This window comes from Pseudonocardia petroleophila (genome assembly GCF_014235185.1).
Lineage (GTDB): Bacteria > Actinomycetota > Actinomycetes > Mycobacteriales > Pseudonocardiaceae > Pseudonocardia > Pseudonocardia petroleophila.
Genome location: NZ_CP060131.1, coordinates 4099524 through 4117087, shown reverse-complemented (window position 1 = coordinate 4117087; position 17564 = coordinate 4099524). Strand labels below are relative to the sequence as shown.

General features: G+C 71.3%; 15 protein-coding genes and 1 pseudogene. 8 read left to right on the top strand and 8 right to left on the bottom strand.

The features are described from left to right. Positions 1-11: 11 nt before the first annotated feature. On the bottom strand, positions 12-467 hold the full coding sequence (locus H6H00_RS20495; RefSeq protein WP_185717357.1) for a universal stress protein: 456 nt from the start codon (positions 465-467) through the stop codon (positions 12-14). A gap of 3 nt (positions 468-470) precedes the next feature. After that, positions 471-1898 carry an APC family permease gene (locus H6H00_RS20490; protein ID WP_185717356.1) on the bottom strand — a complete coding sequence of 476 codons (1428 nt, stop codon included), beginning with the start codon at positions 1896-1898 and terminating at the stop codon, positions 471-473. Positions 1899-1974: 76 nt separating this feature from the next. Between H6H00_RS20490 and H6H00_RS20485 the strand changes: the two genes are divergently transcribed. Then, positions 1975-2466 carry an RrF2 family transcriptional regulator gene (locus H6H00_RS20485; protein ID WP_221775607.1) on the top strand — a complete coding sequence of 164 codons (492 nt, stop codon included), beginning with the start codon at positions 1975-1977 and terminating at the stop codon, positions 2464-2466. A 52-nt stretch (positions 2467-2518) separates the two neighbouring features. Further along, on the top strand, positions 2519-3736 hold the full coding sequence (locus H6H00_RS20480; protein WP_185717355.1) for an NAD(P)/FAD-dependent oxidoreductase: 1218 nt from the start codon (positions 2519-2521) through the stop codon (positions 3734-3736). A 287-nt stretch (positions 3737-4023) separates the two neighbouring features. Here H6H00_RS20480 and H6H00_RS32695 read toward each other — a convergent pair whose 3' ends face one another. Then, positions 4024-4803, bottom strand: a complete 780-nt coding sequence (locus H6H00_RS32695; RefSeq protein ID WP_185717354.1) for a hypothetical protein — start codon at positions 4801-4803, stop codon at positions 4024-4026. 730 nt (positions 4804-5533) lie between these two features. On the opposite strand from H6H00_RS32695, the gene H6H00_RS20470 reads away from it, so the two are divergent. From H6H00_RS20470 to H6H00_RS20460, 3 genes and pseudogenes are all read left to right on the top strand, one after another. Further along, positions 5534-6714, top strand: a protein-coding gene (locus H6H00_RS20470; protein WP_185717353.1) for an IS3 family transposase whose coding sequence is annotated in 2 segments (ribosomal slippage) — positions 5534-5840 and positions 5840-6714 — 1182 coding nt in all. Because the reading frame shifts where the segments join, the coding sequence is not laid out codon by codon here. Between the two features lie 195 nt (positions 6715-6909). Beyond that, entirely contained in the window at positions 6910-8001 is a 1092-nt protein-coding gene (locus H6H00_RS20465; protein ID WP_255425850.1) for an IS481 family transposase, read from the top strand. After that, positions 7964-9230, top strand: a pseudogene (locus tag H6H00_RS20460) (IS256 family transposase). The gene H6H00_RS20465 and the pseudogene H6H00_RS20460 overlap by 38 nt, the downstream one beginning before the upstream one ends. Before the next feature lie 76 nt (positions 9231-9306). Here H6H00_RS20460 and H6H00_RS20455 read toward each other — a convergent pair. Next, positions 9307-10248 carry a GlxA family transcriptional regulator gene (locus H6H00_RS20455; RefSeq protein WP_185717352.1) on the bottom strand — a complete coding sequence of 314 codons (942 nt, stop codon included), beginning with the start codon at positions 10246-10248 and terminating at the stop codon, positions 9307-9309. 107 nt (positions 10249-10355) lie between these two features. On the opposite strand from H6H00_RS20455, the gene H6H00_RS20450 reads away from it, so the two are divergent. Both H6H00_RS20450 and H6H00_RS20445 read left to right on the top strand, forming a co-directional pair. Then, the gene (locus H6H00_RS20450) at positions 10356-10667 is read left to right on the top strand and encodes a putative quinol monooxygenase (RefSeq protein ID WP_185717351.1); all 312 of its coding nucleotides are present in this window, start codon (positions 10356-10358) and stop codon (positions 10665-10667) included. Between the two features lie 776 nt (positions 10668-11443). Beyond that, complete coding sequence (locus H6H00_RS20445; protein ID WP_185717350.1) at positions 11444-12769, top strand: ISL3-like element ISPfr2 family transposase; 1326 nt, start codon at positions 11444-11446, stop codon at positions 12767-12769. Here H6H00_RS20445 and H6H00_RS20440 read toward each other — a convergent pair. Beyond that, a complete protein-coding gene (locus tag H6H00_RS20440) occupies positions 12735-13784 on the bottom strand; it encodes a DUF6777 domain-containing protein (protein ID WP_185717349.1) in 1050 nt (349 codons plus the stop codon). The genes H6H00_RS20445 and H6H00_RS20440 overlap by 35 nt on opposite strands. Before the next feature lie 344 nt (positions 13785-14128). On the opposite strand from H6H00_RS20440, the gene H6H00_RS20435 reads away from it, so the two are divergent. Beyond that, positions 14129-14857: a hypothetical protein gene (locus tag H6H00_RS20435; RefSeq protein ID WP_185717348.1), complete on the top strand. Its 729-nt coding sequence runs from the start codon at positions 14129-14131 to the stop codon at positions 14855-14857. 140 nt (positions 14858-14997) lie between these two features. Here H6H00_RS20435 and H6H00_RS20430 read toward each other — a convergent pair whose 3' ends face one another. Genes H6H00_RS20430 through H6H00_RS20420 form a run of 3 tightly spaced genes read right to left on the bottom strand, consistent with a single transcriptional unit; the run spans position 14998 to position 17496 of the window. Then, positions 14998-16203, bottom strand: coding sequence for an acetyl-CoA C-acetyltransferase (locus H6H00_RS20430; RefSeq protein WP_185717347.1), 1206 nt, complete (start codon positions 16201-16203; stop codon positions 14998-15000). Continuing rightward, positions 16196-16846, bottom strand: a complete 651-nt coding sequence (locus tag H6H00_RS20425; RefSeq protein WP_185717346.1) for a 3-oxoacid CoA-transferase subunit B — start codon at positions 16844-16846, stop codon at positions 16196-16198. Before H6H00_RS20425 ends, H6H00_RS20430 begins: the two co-directional genes overlap by 8 nt. Beyond that, positions 16843-17496: a CoA transferase subunit A gene (locus tag H6H00_RS20420; protein ID WP_185717345.1), complete on the bottom strand. Its 654-nt coding sequence runs from the start codon at positions 17494-17496 to the stop codon at positions 16843-16845. Before H6H00_RS20420 ends, H6H00_RS20425 begins: the two co-directional genes overlap by 4 nt. Positions 17497-17564: the final 68 nt, after the last annotated feature.

Genomic DNA, 17564 nt, shown 5'->3' with positions numbered 1-17564 from the left:
GAGCCCCGGTCTCAGGTGCCCGCCGGGCGCCTCGGCCGGCACACCAGCACCGGGCACGGCGCGGAGTGCTGCACCCGCGAGGCGGTGCTGCCCAGCAGGATGGTCGAGGTGAGCCCGCGGCCGCCGGCCGCCAGCGAGATGAGGTCGGCGCCGGCCTCCTCCGCCGCACGCACGATCTCCGTGGCGGGCGAGCCGCTGCGCACCTGCTTGTGGATCACCGGTCCCCAGCCGTCGAACACGGCGGCCACGACGTCGACGGCGGCCTCGGCCTCGGCCTGGAAGCTGAAGTCGGTCGGCTCGGTGTTGCGCCGCCCGGTCAGCTCGTTGGCGAACGGCACCGCGGCGTACGGGCTGACGACGGCCACCACGGTGACGTCGGTGATCTCGCGGGAGTCCGCGATCCACTGGAACTGCTCCGCCCCCACCAGGGAGGCCGGGGACCCGTCGGTCGCCACGATCACGTGCACGGCTCAGAGCTCCTTGTCGGTCGTGGGGGTGACGACGGGGGTCCGCCGGCCGCCGGTGTAGCGCTGGACCAGGAACAGGACCAGGCCGACGGCGAGCAGCCCGGCCACCCACAGCAGCGAACCCGGGTCGTCGAGGACGGTGTAGACGAGGACGACCAGGTTGCCGACGATCCCGAGGACGAGCAGCGGCGTGTTGGCGCGGTAGGTGTCCGGCGTCTCGTCCTGCCCGCGCAGCTTCAGGCAGGCGACGATCACCAGCGCGTAGATGAACAGCAGGAACACCACGGTGATGGTGGCCAGGCGGTCGACGATGTCGAGGTCGGAGCCGCCGAGCTGGATCAGCGCGCCGATCACCAGCAGCGTGCCCACGACCGCGGCTCCGAACAGCAGCGCCACGTACGGGCTGCGCCGGGTGGGGTGCACCGTGGAGAACACGCCGGGCACCACGTTCTCGCGGGCCATGCCGTAGAGGATCCGGGACTGGGCGACGACGGTGACCAGCGCGGTGTTGCTGATCGCGATCATCGCGATGAGGCCGAACACGACCAGCATGACGCCCACCGAGATCGGCAGGATCCCCGCCCGGACCACCTCGAGCAGCGTGTTGCCGGACAGGGTCTCGATCGGCACGGCCAGCGCGGCCGACAGCGAGACCAGGACGTAGACCACCCCGGCGGTGAGCATGCCGCCGATCAGCGCCCGCGGGAACGCCCGCGACGGGTCGATCGTCTCCTCGGCGACGTTGGCGGCGTTCTCGAACCCGGTCATGGCGAAGAACGCGAGCGACACGCCCGCCACGACCGCGATCGCCTGGCTGCCCGCGCCGCCCTCGACGCTGAACTGCGTGAGCACCGACGGGTCGCCGATGCCGGTGAACAGCGCGACCAGCCCGATGACCATGACGATGACCAGGCCGCTCAGCTCGATGAACGTCATGACCACGTTCGCCACGACGGACTCGCTGATCCCGATCAGGTTGATCAGCGTGATCAGGGTGACGAAGGCCAGCGCGATCAGCATCGTCGGGATGATCGCGTCCTCCGGCAGCCCCACGACCCCGGCGAAGTAGCGGACGAAGCCCGACGCCAGCGAGCCGACGGCGGCCATGTTGGCCGACAGCATGCAGATGGTGATGAAGAACGTGAGCACCGGCGACCGGAACGCCTTGTTGACGTAGAGGGAGGCGCCCGCGGCCTGCGGGTACTTGGTGACCAGCTCGGCGTAGGCGAGGCCGGTGACGGTCGCGACCGCGACCCCGGCCAGGAACGCGATCCAGAACGCGCCCCCGACGGCCGCGGCCACCAGGCCGATCAGGACGTAGATGCCCGAGCCGAGCACGTCCCCGACCACGTAGAAGTAGAGCTGCTTGGCCGTGATGGACCGCTTGAGCTCGTGGCGATCGAGGGTGGCCTCGGCGGCGGAGTCCGACATGAGGGACGACCGTACGGGTCGGATGTGACGAACGACGTTTTCTTGACATCACGTATCCAGGTTGTACGGTTTCGTCGTGCGCATGGGTCAGGGTGTCGAGTGGACGCTGCACGTGCTCCTGACGCTGGCCTGGCTCGACGACGAGGAGCCGGTCACCGTGGCACAGCTGGCGACCGGGCACGACCTCCCGGCGCCGTACCTGAACAAGCAGCTCCAGGCGCTGGCCCGGGCCGGGATCCTCGAGTCGACGCCCGGGGCGCGGGGTGGGTTCCGGCTGGCGCGGCCGGCCGCGTCGATCAGCCTGATGGACGTCGTGGTCGCCGTCGAGGGCACGCAGGACGCCTTCCGCTGCACCGAGATCCGGCAGCAGGGAGTGGGCGGGGACCTGCCGCGGTCCGCGTTCGACGCACCGTGCGCGATCAGTGCGTCGATGCGCCGGGCCGAGCTCGCGTGGCGGCGCGAGCTGGCCGGGCAGACGGTCGCCGACGTCCGGGACGAGGCCGACCGCCACGCCCCCGGCGCCCGCGACGCGACCCGACGGGCGTACGGACGTCAGCCGGTGGACTGACCGGCGCGAGCACGGGGCGCACCGACGCGCCCGACGTGGAGGGAGATTCCGGATGTCTGATGTCCTGATCATCGGTGGCGGTTTCGCGGGGGTCTGGGCCGCAGCGGCAGCGGTCCGTGCGCGACGGCGGGCCGGGGCGCCCGAGGAGGCGGTGCGGGTGACCCTGGTCGCCCCCGGTGACGACCTGGTCATCCGCCCGCGCCTGTACGAGGCGGACCCGGAGCGCATGCGGGTCGCGCTCGACCGGGTGCTCGGCCCGATCGGCGTCCGCCGGATCGCCGCGACCGTCACCGGCATCGACACCGACGGACGCGCCGTCGCCGCGCTAGGCCGCGACGGCTCGCCGCTGGAGCTGTCCTACGACCGCCTCGTCCTCGCCGCGGGCTCCCGGGTGCTGACGCCGCCGGTGCAGGGCGCGGAGCACCTGTTCGACGTCGACACCATGCCCGCCGCGGCCCGCCTCGCGTCGCACATCGGGCGGCTCGCGGGCCGGCCGGACGGGGCCGAGCGGTTCACCGCGGTGGTCGTCGGCGGCGGGTTCACCGGCATCGAGATCGTCACCGAGCTGCCGGCCCGGCTGCGCGAGGTCGCCGGAGGGGAGCCCGTGCGGGTGGTGCTCGTCGAGCGCGCCGACGCCGTCGGCCCGGAGCTGGGCCCCGGCCCGCGCCCGGAGATCCTCGCCGCGCTGGGGCACGCCGGCGTCGAGGTCGCTCTCGGCACCTCGCTGGCGTCGCTCGACGACGCGAGCGCGACCCTGTCCGACGGCACCGTGATCCCGACCCGCACCGTGGTCTGGACCGCGGGCATGCGCGCCAGCACCCTCACCGAGCTCGTCCCCGGCCCCCGCGACGCCCTCGGCCGCCTCGAGGTCGACGAGCACTTCCGCGTCACCGGGGTCGACGGGGTGTACGCCGCGGGCGACACCGCGGCCGCGACCCTCGAGGACGGGCACGTGGTGATGCAGAGCTGCCAGCACGCCGTGCCGCAGGGGAAGTTCGCCGGCGCCAACGTCGCGGCCGACCTCCTGGGTCTCCCCCGGGTCCCGTTCGCCCCGGACCCCTACGTGACCTGCCTGGACCTGGGCCCCTACGGCGCGGTCCTGAGCCTGGGCTGGGACCGGGCGGTCGCGCAGACCGGCGCCGAGGCCAAGAAGACCAAGCAGACGGTCAACTCCGAGTGGATCTACCCGCCGGTCGACGACGCGCGGGCGATCCTCGAGCTGGCCGACCACCGCACCACCTGGCCGACCGGATCGGTCGGCCGGGGGTGATCGGCCTCAGGACTGCGGGGCGACGACCGGGGGTGTTGCCGGACGCCGCCACGTCGTCGGCGAAGTCCCCGTCGACGTCGACCGGGACCGTGTCCGGCTCACCGTCGCCGTTCGAGTCGAGCCGGGTGGTCGCGGTGTGGCCGTCGCCGTCGAGGTCGACGTAGCCGAAACCGCCCTGTTCGGACTCCGGAACCTCGGGACGTCGCACAGCACTGCGGCCCCGGCCCCCTGTGCGGGGGTCGGAGCCGCGGTGCCGTCGTGCACCGGCGGTGGACGCCGGCCCGGTGCTAGATGTCGTCGTCCTGGCCGGACTCGTCCTGCACGGTCTCGACCTGGTCGGTCTCGACCTGCACGTCCTCGTCCTCGGTGGCGGTGTCCGCCTCCTCCTCGGGGGCGACGGCCACCTCGTCCTCGGCCGGGGTGACGGCCTCGTCCGTGGACGGTGCCGTCGCCGGGGACTCGTCCGGGACCGGGGACTCGTCCGGGACCGGGGACTCAGCCGGGGCCGGGGACTCGGCCGGGGCCGGTGAGTCGTCCGGCGCAGGTGCCTCGACAGGTGCGGGCGCGTCGTCCGTGGCGGGAGCCACGTCCGGGCCCTGCACCTCTTCGACGGCCGGGACCTCGAGGGGCTCCGGGGCCACGGTGGGCTCCGGTGTCCCGATCGCCGTGTCGTCCGTGGCGGGTGCCACGTCCGGGACCGGCTCTGCGGCCGGTGCGTCCGCCGCAGGCTCGGTCGCCGCCGGCGCGTCGGTCGAGGCGTCGACGAGCGGCGCCCCGATCGGAGCGGCGGTGCGGGCCGCGGCCCGGGCCGCACCCGGGAACGGGTTCGGCGCCTGGTCGGACAGGGTCACCGTGTCCTCGCCCTCACCGGGGTTGATCGTGTCCTCGCCCGGCCCACCGGTGAGGGTGTCGTTGCCGGCGCCCCCGCTGATGTCGTCGTCGTAGACCGTGCCGGTGATGGTGTCGTTGCCGTCGCCGCCGGTGATCGTCTTGCCGCCGGTGGCGTTGGTGCAGTCGATGGTGTCGTTGGCGGACGTCCCGGTCACCGTGGTCGCGGTCTGCGTCACGCCCACGCTCACCACGCAGGCCACGTAGGCCGGCTCGCCGTCGCCGGGATCGGTGCCCCGTCGTCGTCACCGGGGTCGGTGCCGTCACCGGGGTCGGTGCCGTCGTCGGGTCGGTCCCGCCGCCGTCATCCGGGTCGGTCCCGTCGTCATCGCCGCCGGTGCCGTCATCATCGCCGCCGGTGCCGTCATCATCGCCGCCGGTCCCGTCGTCATCGCCGCCGGTGCCGTCGTCACCGCCGCCGCCGTTGCTACCGCCGCCGTTGCTACCGCTGCCGTTTCCGCCGCCGCCGTTGTTACCGCCGCCGCCGTTTCCGGGCTCTTCCCAGATGAGGGTGTAGGTCGGCCGGGCGCGTCGTTCCGCAGATAGACGTCGAGGTCTCCCGACGACGGAGGTTCCTACGCCATCCATCCGAAAGACCTCGACGTGTCCGACGCTACCCCGCCGGCCGGCTTCGGCCGCCCTGACCTGACCGCCTTCGCGGCTCATCCCAATCGACCCTGATCGGGTCTGCTGACCCCCTCGACGAGAACGCAGCGACATCACAGCCACCCAACCCCGACCGTCCGGGAAGCCGGGGCACGTCACATGGCCTGTGCTGCGGGCGTGTCGAGTGGGTCGTCCAGGGGCGACGCAGGAGCGTCGACGCGACGTGCTGAGAGGTGGGACTGCCCAGGGTTCGGTTGACTCCTGACCTGTGAGGACGTGGTCCTCGCTGGAAGGATCGTCATCGTGCCCAAGCCGTTCCCGGCCGAGTTCCGACGTGATGTGATCGCGGTCGCCCGTCAGGGCGACCAGTCGATGGCCCAGGTCGCGCGCAGCTTCGGGATCTCAGAGTCGTGTCTGAACCGATGGTTGAGGATCGCCGACCGCGAGAACGGCCTGCCTGCCCAGGCCGCCTCGTCCTCGGCTCCGGCCCACGGCAGCCGCTCGGGTGATCTAGAGGCCGAGAACCGCGAGCTGCGCCGCCGGACCAAGCAGCTCGAGCAGGAGAACGAGATCCTGCGCCGCGCGACGGCCTACTTCGCCCGCGACGTCCTCCCAAAATGATGTACCCGCTGGTCCTCGACCTCGCCGACGACAAGATCCCGGTCGCGGTGACCTGCCGGGTGCTGGGTTTCTCCAAACAGGCCTTCTACCAGTGGAAAGCAAAGCCGGTCAGCGATCGTGACTACGACGACGCTTATCTGATCAACGCCGCGATCGATGTCCACCACGACGACCCCGAGTTCGGCTACCGGTTCATCGCCGACGAACTCGCTGCGCAGGGCTGGGCAGCCTCGCGCAATCGAGTCAGCCGGCTGTGCACGCTGCAGCAGCTGTGGTCGACTCACGCCCGCCGACGCGGCCGCCAGCGCCGGCCCGGACCACCGGTGCACGATGACCTCGTGCGACGCGAGTTCACCGCGGCGCGACCGAACCAGCTGTGGCTGACCGACATCACCGAGCACCCCACCGGCGAGGGCAAGATCTATCTCTGCGCGATCAAAGACGCCTGTTCCAAGCGGATCGTGGGCTACTCGATCGACGCTCGTATGACCTCCGCGCTGGCGGTCACCGCGCTGCGCAACGCGGTGGCGCTGCGCGGAACCTCGGCGGCGACGATCGTGCACTCCGACCGAGGCAGCCAATTCCGGTCACACGCCTACCAGCGCGAACTCCGCGCCGCCCGACTACGCGGCTCGATGGGTCGCGTCGGAACCTGTGCCGACAACGCCGCAATGGAGTCGTTCTTCAGCTTGCTGCAAAAGAACGTCCTGAACCGCAGACGCTGGGCCACCCGCGCCGAGCTGCGGCTGGCGATCGTGTCCTGGATCGAGACCACCTACAACCGCCGACGCCGCCAACAAGGCCTCGGACGACTGACCCCGATCGAGTTCGAGACACTGCTCAACACCGCCCACGCAGCCTGACCCACCTACCGAAACTGGGTCAACCAAAGTCTGGGCAGTCCCGGTGGTTCCAACCGAGCGCTAGGTGTACTGATCGGAGACGTTGGTCGAGGTCGTGTGACGACACGGTCTGACTGATCTTGATAGGTGAGGACCCCCTGGGGTGGTGTGGAGCTGTCTGACGGCACCCACACCACGACCCAGGAGGTCCTCACCGTGCACGCTAACGCCGCGCTGACCCCGACCGCACGACTACGGCTGGGGAAGCTGGTCGTCGAGCAGGACTGGCCCGTCGCCCGGGCTGCGGAACGGTTCCAGGTGTCCTGGCCGACGGCGAAACGCTGGGCCGACCGGTACGCCTGCGAGGGCGAGGCCGGCATGCAAGACCGGTCCTCCCGCCCGCACCACTCACCCTGCGCGACGCCGGCCCCGGCGGTGCGCAAGGTCGTGCACCTGCGCTGGAAGCAACGCCTGGGGCCGGTCGGAATCGCCGCGATCCTGGGGCTGTCGACCTCCACGGTGCACCGCATCCTGACCTCGTGCCGGATCAACCGGCTCTCCCACCTGGACCGGGCCACCGGGGAACCTGTGCGCCGCTACGAACATCCCCACCCCGGCGACCTGGCCCACGTGGATGTGAAGAAGCTGGGCAACATCCCCGACGGCGGCGGATGGCGCTTCGTCGGACGCGCCCAAGGCAAGCGTCATCGGGCCGCGACCCCGGGCAAGCCGCGCAACCGTCACCACCATCCCAAGATGGGCACCGGCTACCTGCACACCGTCCTGGACGACCACTCCCGCGTCGCTTACACCGAGATGTGCGACGACGAAACCGCCGCCACCGCGGTCGCCGTGCTGCACCGGGCAGTGGCCTGGTTCGCCGCCCGCCACGTCACCGTCCGGGCGGTCCTGACCGACAACGGCGCCTGCTACCGCTCACACCTGTGGCGCGAGGCCTGCGCCGAGCTTGAGATCCGCCACCGCCGCACCCGCCCCTACCGCCCGCAGACCAACGGCAAGGTCGAACGGTTCCATCGGACCCTGGTCGAGGGATGGGCGTTCCGCCGGCTCTACGCCAGCGAAACCCACCGCCGCAAAGCCCTACCGGGCTGGATTCACGAGTACGACCATCACCGACCCCACACCGCCTGCGGCGGACACCCACCGATCACCAGATTGACTAACCTGTCCGATCAGTACAGCTGGGACTGTCCGACGAACGGTGTAACTGGTCCGACACGCCGAGCGCAGCTCGGGGGAGGGATCAGCAATGACCGAGACGATCGAGCCTGTGCCGGATCGGATTGATCAGCAGCAGCTCGCCCAGCAGTTGGTGGAAGCAGCCCGGGCCGAGGGGGTGGAGCTTGTCGGCCCGGGCGGTCTGCTTACCGGGTTGACGAAGACGGTGCTCGAGACCGCACTGGAGGCGGAGATGACCGAGCACCTGGGCTATGACCGCCACGACCGGGCCGGGCAGGAGAACCCCAACTCCCGCAACGGGACTCGCGTCAAGACGGTGCTGACCGAGATCGGGCCGGTGCAGATCGAGGTGCCCCGTGACCGGGACGCCAGCTTCGACCCGGTCATCGTGCGCAAGCGCCAACGGCGTCTGGACGGCATCGACGAGATCGTGTTGTCGCTGACCGCCCGCGGCCTGACCACCGGGGAGGTGGCGGCGCATTTCGACGAGGTCTACGGCGCGAAGGTCTCCAAGGACACGATCTCGCGGATCACCGACAAGGTCCTCGACGAGTTGGGCGAATGGGCCCAGCGTCCGCTCGACGCGGTCTACCCGGTGCTGTTCATCGACGCCATCCACATCAAGGTCCGCGACGGCCAGGTCACCAACCGGCCCTTCTACGTCGTCATCGGCGTCACCGTGGACGGGCACCGCGACATCCTCGGGATCTGGGCCGGCGACGGCGGCGAGGGCGCGAAGTACTGGCTCCACGTCCTGACCGAGATCAAGAACCGCGGCGTGGTCGACGCCTGCATCGTGGTCTGCGACGGCCTGAAAGGCCTCCCGGAGTCGATCACCACCGTGTGGCCCCACGCGCTGGTCCAGGCCTGTGTGCTGCACCTGATCCGCAACACCTTCCGCTACGCCTCCCGCCGCTACTGGGAACAGATGGCGCGGGATCTGCGCCCGGTCTACACCGCGCCCACCGAGGCGGCCGCCGAGGACCGGTTCGCCGAGTTCGCCGCGACCTGGGGCGGGCAGTACCCGGCCATCGTGGCGTTGTGGCGCAACGCCTTGGTCGGAGTTCGTGCCGTTCCTCGACTACGACGTCGAGATCCGGAAGGTCATCTGCTCCACGAACGCGATCGAGTCGATCAACGCCCGCTACCGGCGCGCGGTCAAGGCCCGCGGCCACTTCCCGACCGAGCAGGCCGCGCTCAAGTGCCTCTACCTGGTCACCCGAGCGCTCGACCCGACCGGGAAGGGCCGGGCCCGGTGGGCGATGCGCTGGAAGCCGGCGCTGAACGCCTTCGCGATCACCTTCGCCGGACGTATCGTTCCCAGCAACGGAAGCTAGCCATCACGACCGGTTACACCGTTCATCTGACACTCCCGTACAGCTAGGACACCGGCTTTACAGGCATGGCGATAGGTCAGGAACGGCGTCGTTCCCTGCGCAGGAGGGAGCGCAGAGTCTCGGCGTTCGCGTAGCCGACCCGTCGCGCGATCTCGGCGGAGGTGAGGTCCGTGGTTGCTGAGAGGTGCCGAGCTCGTTCGATGCGAAGCCGTTGGACGAAGCCGAGCGGAGTGAGGTTGAGCGCCGCACGGACTCGTCGTTCGAGGGTGCGCCGGCTGGTGCCGAGCGACTGCGCGACGAAGGCGACGTTGAACGGTTCGTCCAGGCGGACGCGCACGAAGCGTTCGAACTCGACGACGATCGGGTCCTCGTGCCGGAGATGTTCATAGGCGACGAAGGCCGCCTGCGACGGGCGCTCGTCGATGATGAGGAGCTTGGCGACATGTTGGGCCAGGTCGGGGCTGATCGATCGCACGAGTGAGAGCGCGAGGTCGATGTGGGCGAAGGCGGCGCCGGCAGTGACGAGGTTCCCGTCGACCACGACCATGGTGTCGAGATCGAGGGCGACGGTCGGATAGCGCTTCAGGAACTCCGGCCCCAGGAACCAGCTGGTCGTCGCCCGCCGATGATGCATCCGTCCGGTCTCGGCGACGGCGAACACGCCGGTGCACGCCGCGGCGATCCGGGTGGTCGCGTCGTCGAGGCGCCCGAGTGAGGCGATGACCGAACGAGCATCTCGGCTCTGGAGGGCGTCGTGGGTCGCGGCGGCCGTGAGGGTTCCAAGCGCAGGGACGACGACCACGTCGAACTCTCCGGACTCCGACAGCGGGTGGTCCACCGACAGGGTCATCGATGCCGTCGTGGTCACTCGCCGTTTCGGTCCGAGGATGGCGAGTTCGATCGGGTCGATCCGCGGGTCGACATCGCCGCGGGCTCCGTCGGCCACCCGCACGATGTCGATGACCGACGCGACCGCCGAACCGAAGCAGCCGTCGATCGCGATCAGTCCGATACGCATGGCGCGAACGATAGCAATACTGCCGTATACGCCACTCCCCACCGGCCCTCGCTCGTCGTACGCTGAACTCGCCCCACGAAGAACCCCGACGTCAAGGAGAACCCCTCATGTCCACACCCGCATCACTTCCGTATGCCTTCGTCGCCAAGATCGTCGCGGCCGATGGACAGCACGACGCGCTCGCCGATCTGCTCGCCGGCGCTGTCGCACTCGCCAACGAAGAAGTAGGAACGATTGTCTGGTTCGCGGCTAGGACCCACGCCGACACCTTCTGGATCTTCGATGCATTCCCCGACGAGGCCGCTCGCGACGCCCACGCCAACGGCGCCATCGTCGCAGCCCTGATGTCCAACCAGCACCTCCTCGGCGCAGCACCCGAGATCCTGGCGGCCGACGTCCTCGCGTCCAAGCTCCCGTAGTCCGCCAACGCACGAGACGATCGCGCCCCGCCGAGCCGTCGGACCCGACCGCCTCGACACCCGCACCACGTTGACGATCCCCGACGGGCCGATCACGAGGAGGCCAGGCAACACCAGGCGCAAGCCTGGAGCGGCACTGTTTCACCGGTGGTCATCGAGAGAGCCAGCGCGGTTCCATGGCAGCGCAACTGTGTCAACTTGCCCTCCGTCCCGCGAGGCGCCGTGGGCGGGTCGTGGTTGCGATCCGTTGCCGTGACGGGAGACGCGTTGCGCGTCGCAGCGATGACGGGTCGTTGGCGTTCCGGGGCGTTGCGTTCGTGCGCGCCGCGCGTGCGGCATGGAGCATCTCGCTGCGCACACAGCGATCGCTGCGCCGACGCACCGTTGACACCTCGCACGTCCAGGTCGCGACACAACGCCACGCTGCGTTGCCGAGCGGAGCGAGGCATATCGGCACACGGACAGGATGCCGGCCGCGAGCGCTCAGCCGGCGAGGGGTCCGTCGCAGAGGAGAGCGACGTCGGTGTCGGGCAGAGCCGTGAGGCCAGCGCATCGCGCGACCACCAGAACCGAACCGCCCCTGCCCTGCGTTTGCGCAGGTCAGGGGCTGTTCGCCGGAGCCGCCTGTTGGAATCGAACCGACGACCTAATCACGTCGGCTTTGCGGGCTCTTCCCAGATGAGGGTGTAGGTCGGCCGGACGCGTCGGTCCGCAGATAGACGTCGAGGTCTCCCGACGATGGAGGTTCCTACGCCATCCATCCGAAAGACCTCGACGTGTCCGACGCTACCCCGCCGGCCGGCTTCGGCTGCCCTGACCTGACCGCCTTCGCTCGACTCGACGGCCTCGGTCTGAGCGTGACCGGGCAACGACTTGAACCGGATCGTGCGGTCCTCGCGTGCCGCGTGGTGGAACCAGATCAGTCTTGCCGACGGTGCGGCAGCGAAGGCGCTGCTCGTGACACCGTGATCCGGCGGTTGGCCCACGAGCCGCTGGGCTGGCGACCGACCGTGCTGGAAGTTGTAGTGCGCCGCTACCGCTGTGCCGACTGCGGACACGTGTGGCGCCAAGACACCAGCGCCGCGGCGGAGCCACGCGCGAAGCTCTCGCGCACCGGGTTGCGGTGGGCGCTGGAAGGGATCGTGGTCGCACACCTCACCGTCGCCCGTGTCGCCGAGGGACTCGGGGTCGCGTGGGACACCGCCAACAACGCGGTCCTGGCCGAAGGCAATCGGCTGCTGATCAACGACCCCACGCGGTTCGAGGGCGTGAAGGTCATTGGCGTCGATGAGCACGTCTGGCGCCACACCAGGCGTGGCGACAAGTACGTCACCGTGATCATCGACCTCACCCCGGTCCGCGATGGCGCCGGCCCAGCAAGGCTGCTGGACATGGTCGAGGGCCGGTCGAAGGCGGCGTTCAAGACCTGGCTCGCCGACCGCGACGACGCCTTCCGTGACGCGGTCGAGGTGGTCGCGATGGACGGCTTCACCGGGTTCAAGACCGCCGCTGCGGAGGAGATCCCGGACGCGGTCACGGTGATGGATCCCTTCCACGTCGTGCGCCTGGCCGGTGACGCCCTCGACAGGTGCCGGCGCCGGGTCCAACTCGCGATCCACGGGCACCGTGGGTTCAGGGACGACCCGCTCTACAAGTCGCGGCGCACGCTGCACACCGGCGCGGACCTGCTCACCGACAAGCAGAGCGACAGGCTACGCGCGCTGTTCGTTGATGACGCTCACGTCGAGGTCGAGGCGACCTGGGGTGTCTACCAGCGCATGATCGCCGCCTATCGCCACGAGGACCGGCAACGTGGCCGCGAGCTCATGGAGAAGCTGATCACCGACCTCAGCGCCGGCGTCCCCAAGGTGCTCACCGAGCTCACCACCCTGGGCCGGACCCTGAAGACGCGAGCCGCCGACGTGCTCGCCTACTTCGAACGACCCGGCACCAGCAACGGGCCGACCGAGGCGCTCAACGGACGGCTCGAACACCTGCGCGGCTCCGCACTCGGGTTCCGCAACCTGACCAACTACATCGCCCGAAGCCTGCTCGAGACCGGCGGCTTCAGACCCCAACTCCTACACCCCCGATTCGGATGAGCCCGTTTCCGTCGCCGCCGTTGCCACCGCCGCCGCCGCCGTTGCCACCGCCGTCGCCGTTTCCGCCGCCGTTGTTGCCGCCGCCGTTTCCGTTGCCGCCGCTTCCGCCGCCGCCGTCTCCGCTGCCGCCGCTTCCGTCGCCGCCGTTACCATCGGCACCGTCGTCGTAGCCGCTGTCCGACTCCGCATCCTCGTCACCGCCGGAGCCGGCCGGACGGTCGATCGCGTCGTGCGTCGGGGTCACGAGGGTGAACTCGTCCACCGGCGCGTGCGCCGGGGTGATGACGTCGACCCGGTCCGCCGCGAGGTCGGACCACACCCGGCCCGAGTACGCGATCCCTGCGTCGGTGTCGGCCGGTGAGGCGAGGGGGTTGCCGCAGTAGCAGCGCACCTGAGGCACGCCGAACCGGTCCACCATCACCGCGGTGCCCGCCTGGAGCACCGCCTGCAACGACGTCACCATGCCGTCCGCGAAGCCGTGGTTGGTCACGGCCGTGTCGGTGCGCAGCGTCACCGGGGTCAGCCCGCCGACGTACTCGGCGATGCCTGCCGCGTCGATGGACTCGACGGCGGCGAACGCGTCGGCGCGGTCGGCGTTCTGCTCGAGGAACGCCACCATCGCCGCCCGGTCACAGGCGTTCTGCGACGTGCCGCCGTAGAGGCCGGGCGTGTCCCCGGAGACCGCACCCCGGGCCGGCGCCGCGGAGGTCTCCGTGGGCTCGACGGCCATCAGCGCGAAGGGACTGCCGCCCCGCTCGTCGGCCGGTTCGGCGCGCACATCGTCGGCGACCGTGTACTCCGCGGCCTCGCTCATCGGCCCGATGGTCCATGCCGCTGTCGCGGCATATCCGAAGATCAGGCCGGCCACTGCAGCAGTGGTCACCATTCTTCCATACATGGGATTCCTTCTTCGCTGACCCGCGTCAGCACGTGGCAGAGCCGTGTCGTGGAGAGAGTCGTCTCGTGGAAGAGCGAGAGTGGATGTGCGTTCCGCTGCGCTGCCCGTCGACCTCACTGCTGAGGACGACCGGGTGCGCCGCGTCGGGCCCGGCCCGGTGCAGCACGAGCGTCGGCCGGGGGGAGGGGAACGCATGACCGGCGATCCGCCGGGACACCGACGTCCCCACCGAGCGGAGGTGACGTCCGGACGATCAGGACCACGGGCCGCTACCGCCCCGTGCCCCGCTCGTCCGTCGATGTGGTGCTTGCCGAGTGTGCGCTTCCGACCACTCCCCGTCAACTCCCACTTGTCGATCGGCAAGTACGGCTTGTCGGGTGGGCGCCGCGGTTCGACCGTCACCCCGGCGGGGATCCCCTGGTACGCGCAGCTTCCGGCGCGGACCGGCCGAAGGAGCTCCCGTGCCCCAGTTCTCGATCACCCACACGCTCCGCCGCGTGCGCGCACTCGTCGACGCTCCCGCCGATCCCCGCCCGGCCGACCTGCCCGCAGACCTGCACGGCAGCGGGCCCGTGGTCCTGGTCGGCGGCTTCTGCACCACCGACCTCACCCTCGCCCCGCTCCGCGACCGGCTCACGGGCCTGGGCTACACGGTCCGGACCCACACGGCCGGTGTCGGCATGGGCTGCGGCCGACGCACCGTCGACGACCTCAAGGACGTCGTGCGGCGGTTCGCCGACGAGACCGGATCGCCGGTCCGCCTGCTCGGGTACAGCCGCGGAGGCCAGTTCGCCCGGGCCGTCGCGACCGATCCGGCGATGCCCGTGCACTCCCTCGTCACGCTGGGCACCCCGTTCGACGTGTACGGCGTGAGTCTGCCGCTCAGGCTGCAGGCGGGGGCGCTCGCCGTGGCGGGCACGCTCGGCGTACCGGGCCTGTTCACCGTGGCCTGCTTCTACGGGTCGTGCTGCACGCAGTTCCACGACGCACTCCGCGGCGTGCCGGACGTCCCGTTCGTCGCCGTCTACAGCCGCGAGGACCGGCTCGTGCGCTGGCGGGCGTGCCTCGATCCCGCCGCGCGCGTCGTCGAGGTGCCCGGCAGCCACCTCGGCCTCCTCGTCGACCCGGAGCCGTTGCGCGCGGTGGCGCAGGCGCTGCACGGTCGCGACGCCGCGGCCGTGCCCGCCTGAACCCGGGAGCATCAGCGGGGCCCCGTCGTCGCCTCCTCGACGGTGGCGGCGCGGAGGGCGGCGGTGGGGTCGACGACACCGCCCGCGTCGACGAGGCCGTGCGCCGCTCCGACGGCAGGGCGTGGCGCTGGGCCGGCGCGTCAGACCCGCTCGACCACCGCGGCCAGGCCCTGCCCGCCGCCGATGCACATCGTCTCCAGCCCGTAGCGCGCACCGCGGCGGACCATCTCCCGCGACAACGTGGTGAGGATGCGGGCACCGGTGGCCCCGACCGGGTGCCCCAGGGAGATGCCGGAGCCGTGGACGTTGACCCGGTCGGTGTCGTCGAGCTTCCACTCCCGCGTCACGGCCAGCACCTGCGCGGCGAACGCCTCGTTCAGCTCGATCAGGTCGACGTCGTCGAGGGTGAGCCCGGCCCGCTCCAGCGCGAGGGCGGTCGCCGGGACCGGGCCGATGCCCATCGTCGCGGGCGGCACCCCGGCCACGGCCCAGGACACCAGCCGCACCAGCGGGCGCAGGCCGAGCGCGGCGGCCCGCTCGGGGGTGGTGACGACGCAGGCCGCGGCGCCGTCGTTCTGGCCAGAGGCGTTCCCGGCGGTGACCGTGGCGTCCGGGTCGTCGCGGCCCAGCACCGGGCGCAGCCGCGCCAGCACCTCGACGGAGCTGTCGGGCCGGATGTGCTCGTCGCGCTCCACGACGGTGTCGCCGCGCTTGCCGGGCACCGTGACCGGCACGATCTCCTCGGCGAACACCCCGGCGGCCTGCGCGGCGGCGGCCCGGCGGTGCGAGCGCACCGCCAGCTTGTCCTGCTCGTCGCGGCCGATGCCGTAGGAGCGGCGCAGGTTCTCCGCCGTCTCCAGCATCCCGCCGGGCACCGGGAAGTTCTCGCCGCCCGCGGTGACACGCCCGCGGGCCAGCGCGTCGTGCAGCAGCAGACCCGGACCCGCGGGGGTGCCCCAGCGCATGTCGGCGGAGTAGAACGGCGCCCGCGACATCGACTCGACGCCCCCGGCCAGCACGACGTCGCTCACGCCGGTCTGCACCTGCATCGCGGCGGTGAGCACGGCCTGCAGCCCGGAGCCGCAGCGCCGGTCGATCTGCTGGCCGGTGACGGTGACGGGCAGCCCGGCGTCGAGCGCGACGACCCGCCCGACCGCGGGCGCGTCCATGGTCGGGTAGCTCTGCCCGAGCACCAGCTCGTCGACGGCGGCCGGGTCCAGCCCGCTGCGCTCCAGCACCGCGCGGACCACGGTCGCGCCCAGGACGTGGGCGGGGACGGTGCGCAGGGTGCCGCCGAACCCGCCGACCGGGGTGCGCAGCGGCTCGCAGATGACGGCGTCACGCATCGACGGCCTCCGGGATCTCGGTGCGGAAGGGCGCAGCGGTCCGCTCGCGCACCTCGTCGAGGGTCACGCCGTCGGCCAGGTCGGTCAGGACGAGCCCGCCGTCGCGCACCCGGAACGTCGCCAGCTCGGTGACGACCACGTCGACCGGACGCCGCGCCGTGAGCGGGTAGGAGCACTCCGCGACGATCTTGGGCGTGCCGTCCTTGGCGGTGTGCGTGGTCGCGACGACGACGGTGCGGGCCCCGACCAGCAGGTCCATCGCCCCGCCGACGCCGAGCACCGGCTTTCCGGGCACCGACCAGTTCGCGATCCGGCCCCGCCCGTCGATCTGCAGCGCGCCGAGCACCGCGACCTCGACGTGCCCGCCGCGGATCATCCCGAACGACGCGGAGCTCGCGAAGAACGAGGCGCCGGGCCGGGCGGTGACGGGCTTCTTGCCCGCGTGCACGAGATCGGGATCGACCTCGCCGGGCCCCGGGGTCGGGCCGACGCCGAGCAGGCCGTTCTCGGTCTGCAGGTGCGCGGCGAACCCGGGCAGGTGGTCGGCGACCAGCGTCGGGATGCCGATGCCGAGGTTCACCACCGCACCCGGCGGGATGTGCGGCACGACGCGGGCGGCGATGCGTTCCTGGACGGCGCTCATGAGAGCACCAGGACGTCGACGAACAGGTGCGGGGTCACGATCTCCTCCGGGTCGAGTGCGCCGACCGGCACGATCTCGTCGACCTCGGCGATCACCAGGTCGGCGGCGGTGGCCATGTCGGGGTTGAAGTTGCGCGCGGTCTTGGCGTAGACGAGGTTGCCGAGCTCGTCGGCGGCGCGGGCCCGCACGAGTGCGACGTCGGCGCGCAGGCTCTCCTGGTAGACGTGGGGCTCGCCGCGGATCACCCGCTCGTCGCGGCCCTCGCCGAGCGCGGTGCCCCAGCCGGTGCGCGTGTAGAAGCCGCCGATGCCCGCTCCCCCGGCCCGGATCGCCTCGGCCAGCGTGCCCTGCGGCACGAGGTCGATCTCCAGGCGGTCCTCCTGGTAGGCGGCGACGACGTCGGGGTTGCTGGTGAAGTAGGAGCCGACGGCCTTGGCGACGCGGCCCTCCAGGAGCAGCTTCCCGAGCCCGCGGCCGGGCTCGCCGAGGTTGTTGCTGACGACCGTCAGGTCCGTCACCGACGAGTGCGTCAGGAGCGCGTCGATCAGGGTCAGGGGCGCGCCGACCAGGCCGAACCCGCCGACCATGACGGTGGCGCCGTCGGGGATGCGAGAGACCGCGGCGGCGGGGTCCAGAACGGGGAGGGGCATGCCCCGAGCGTCCCCCGCACCTCTCGATATGTCCAACATCTGCTTCGTGGCGACCCATATGCTGCGCC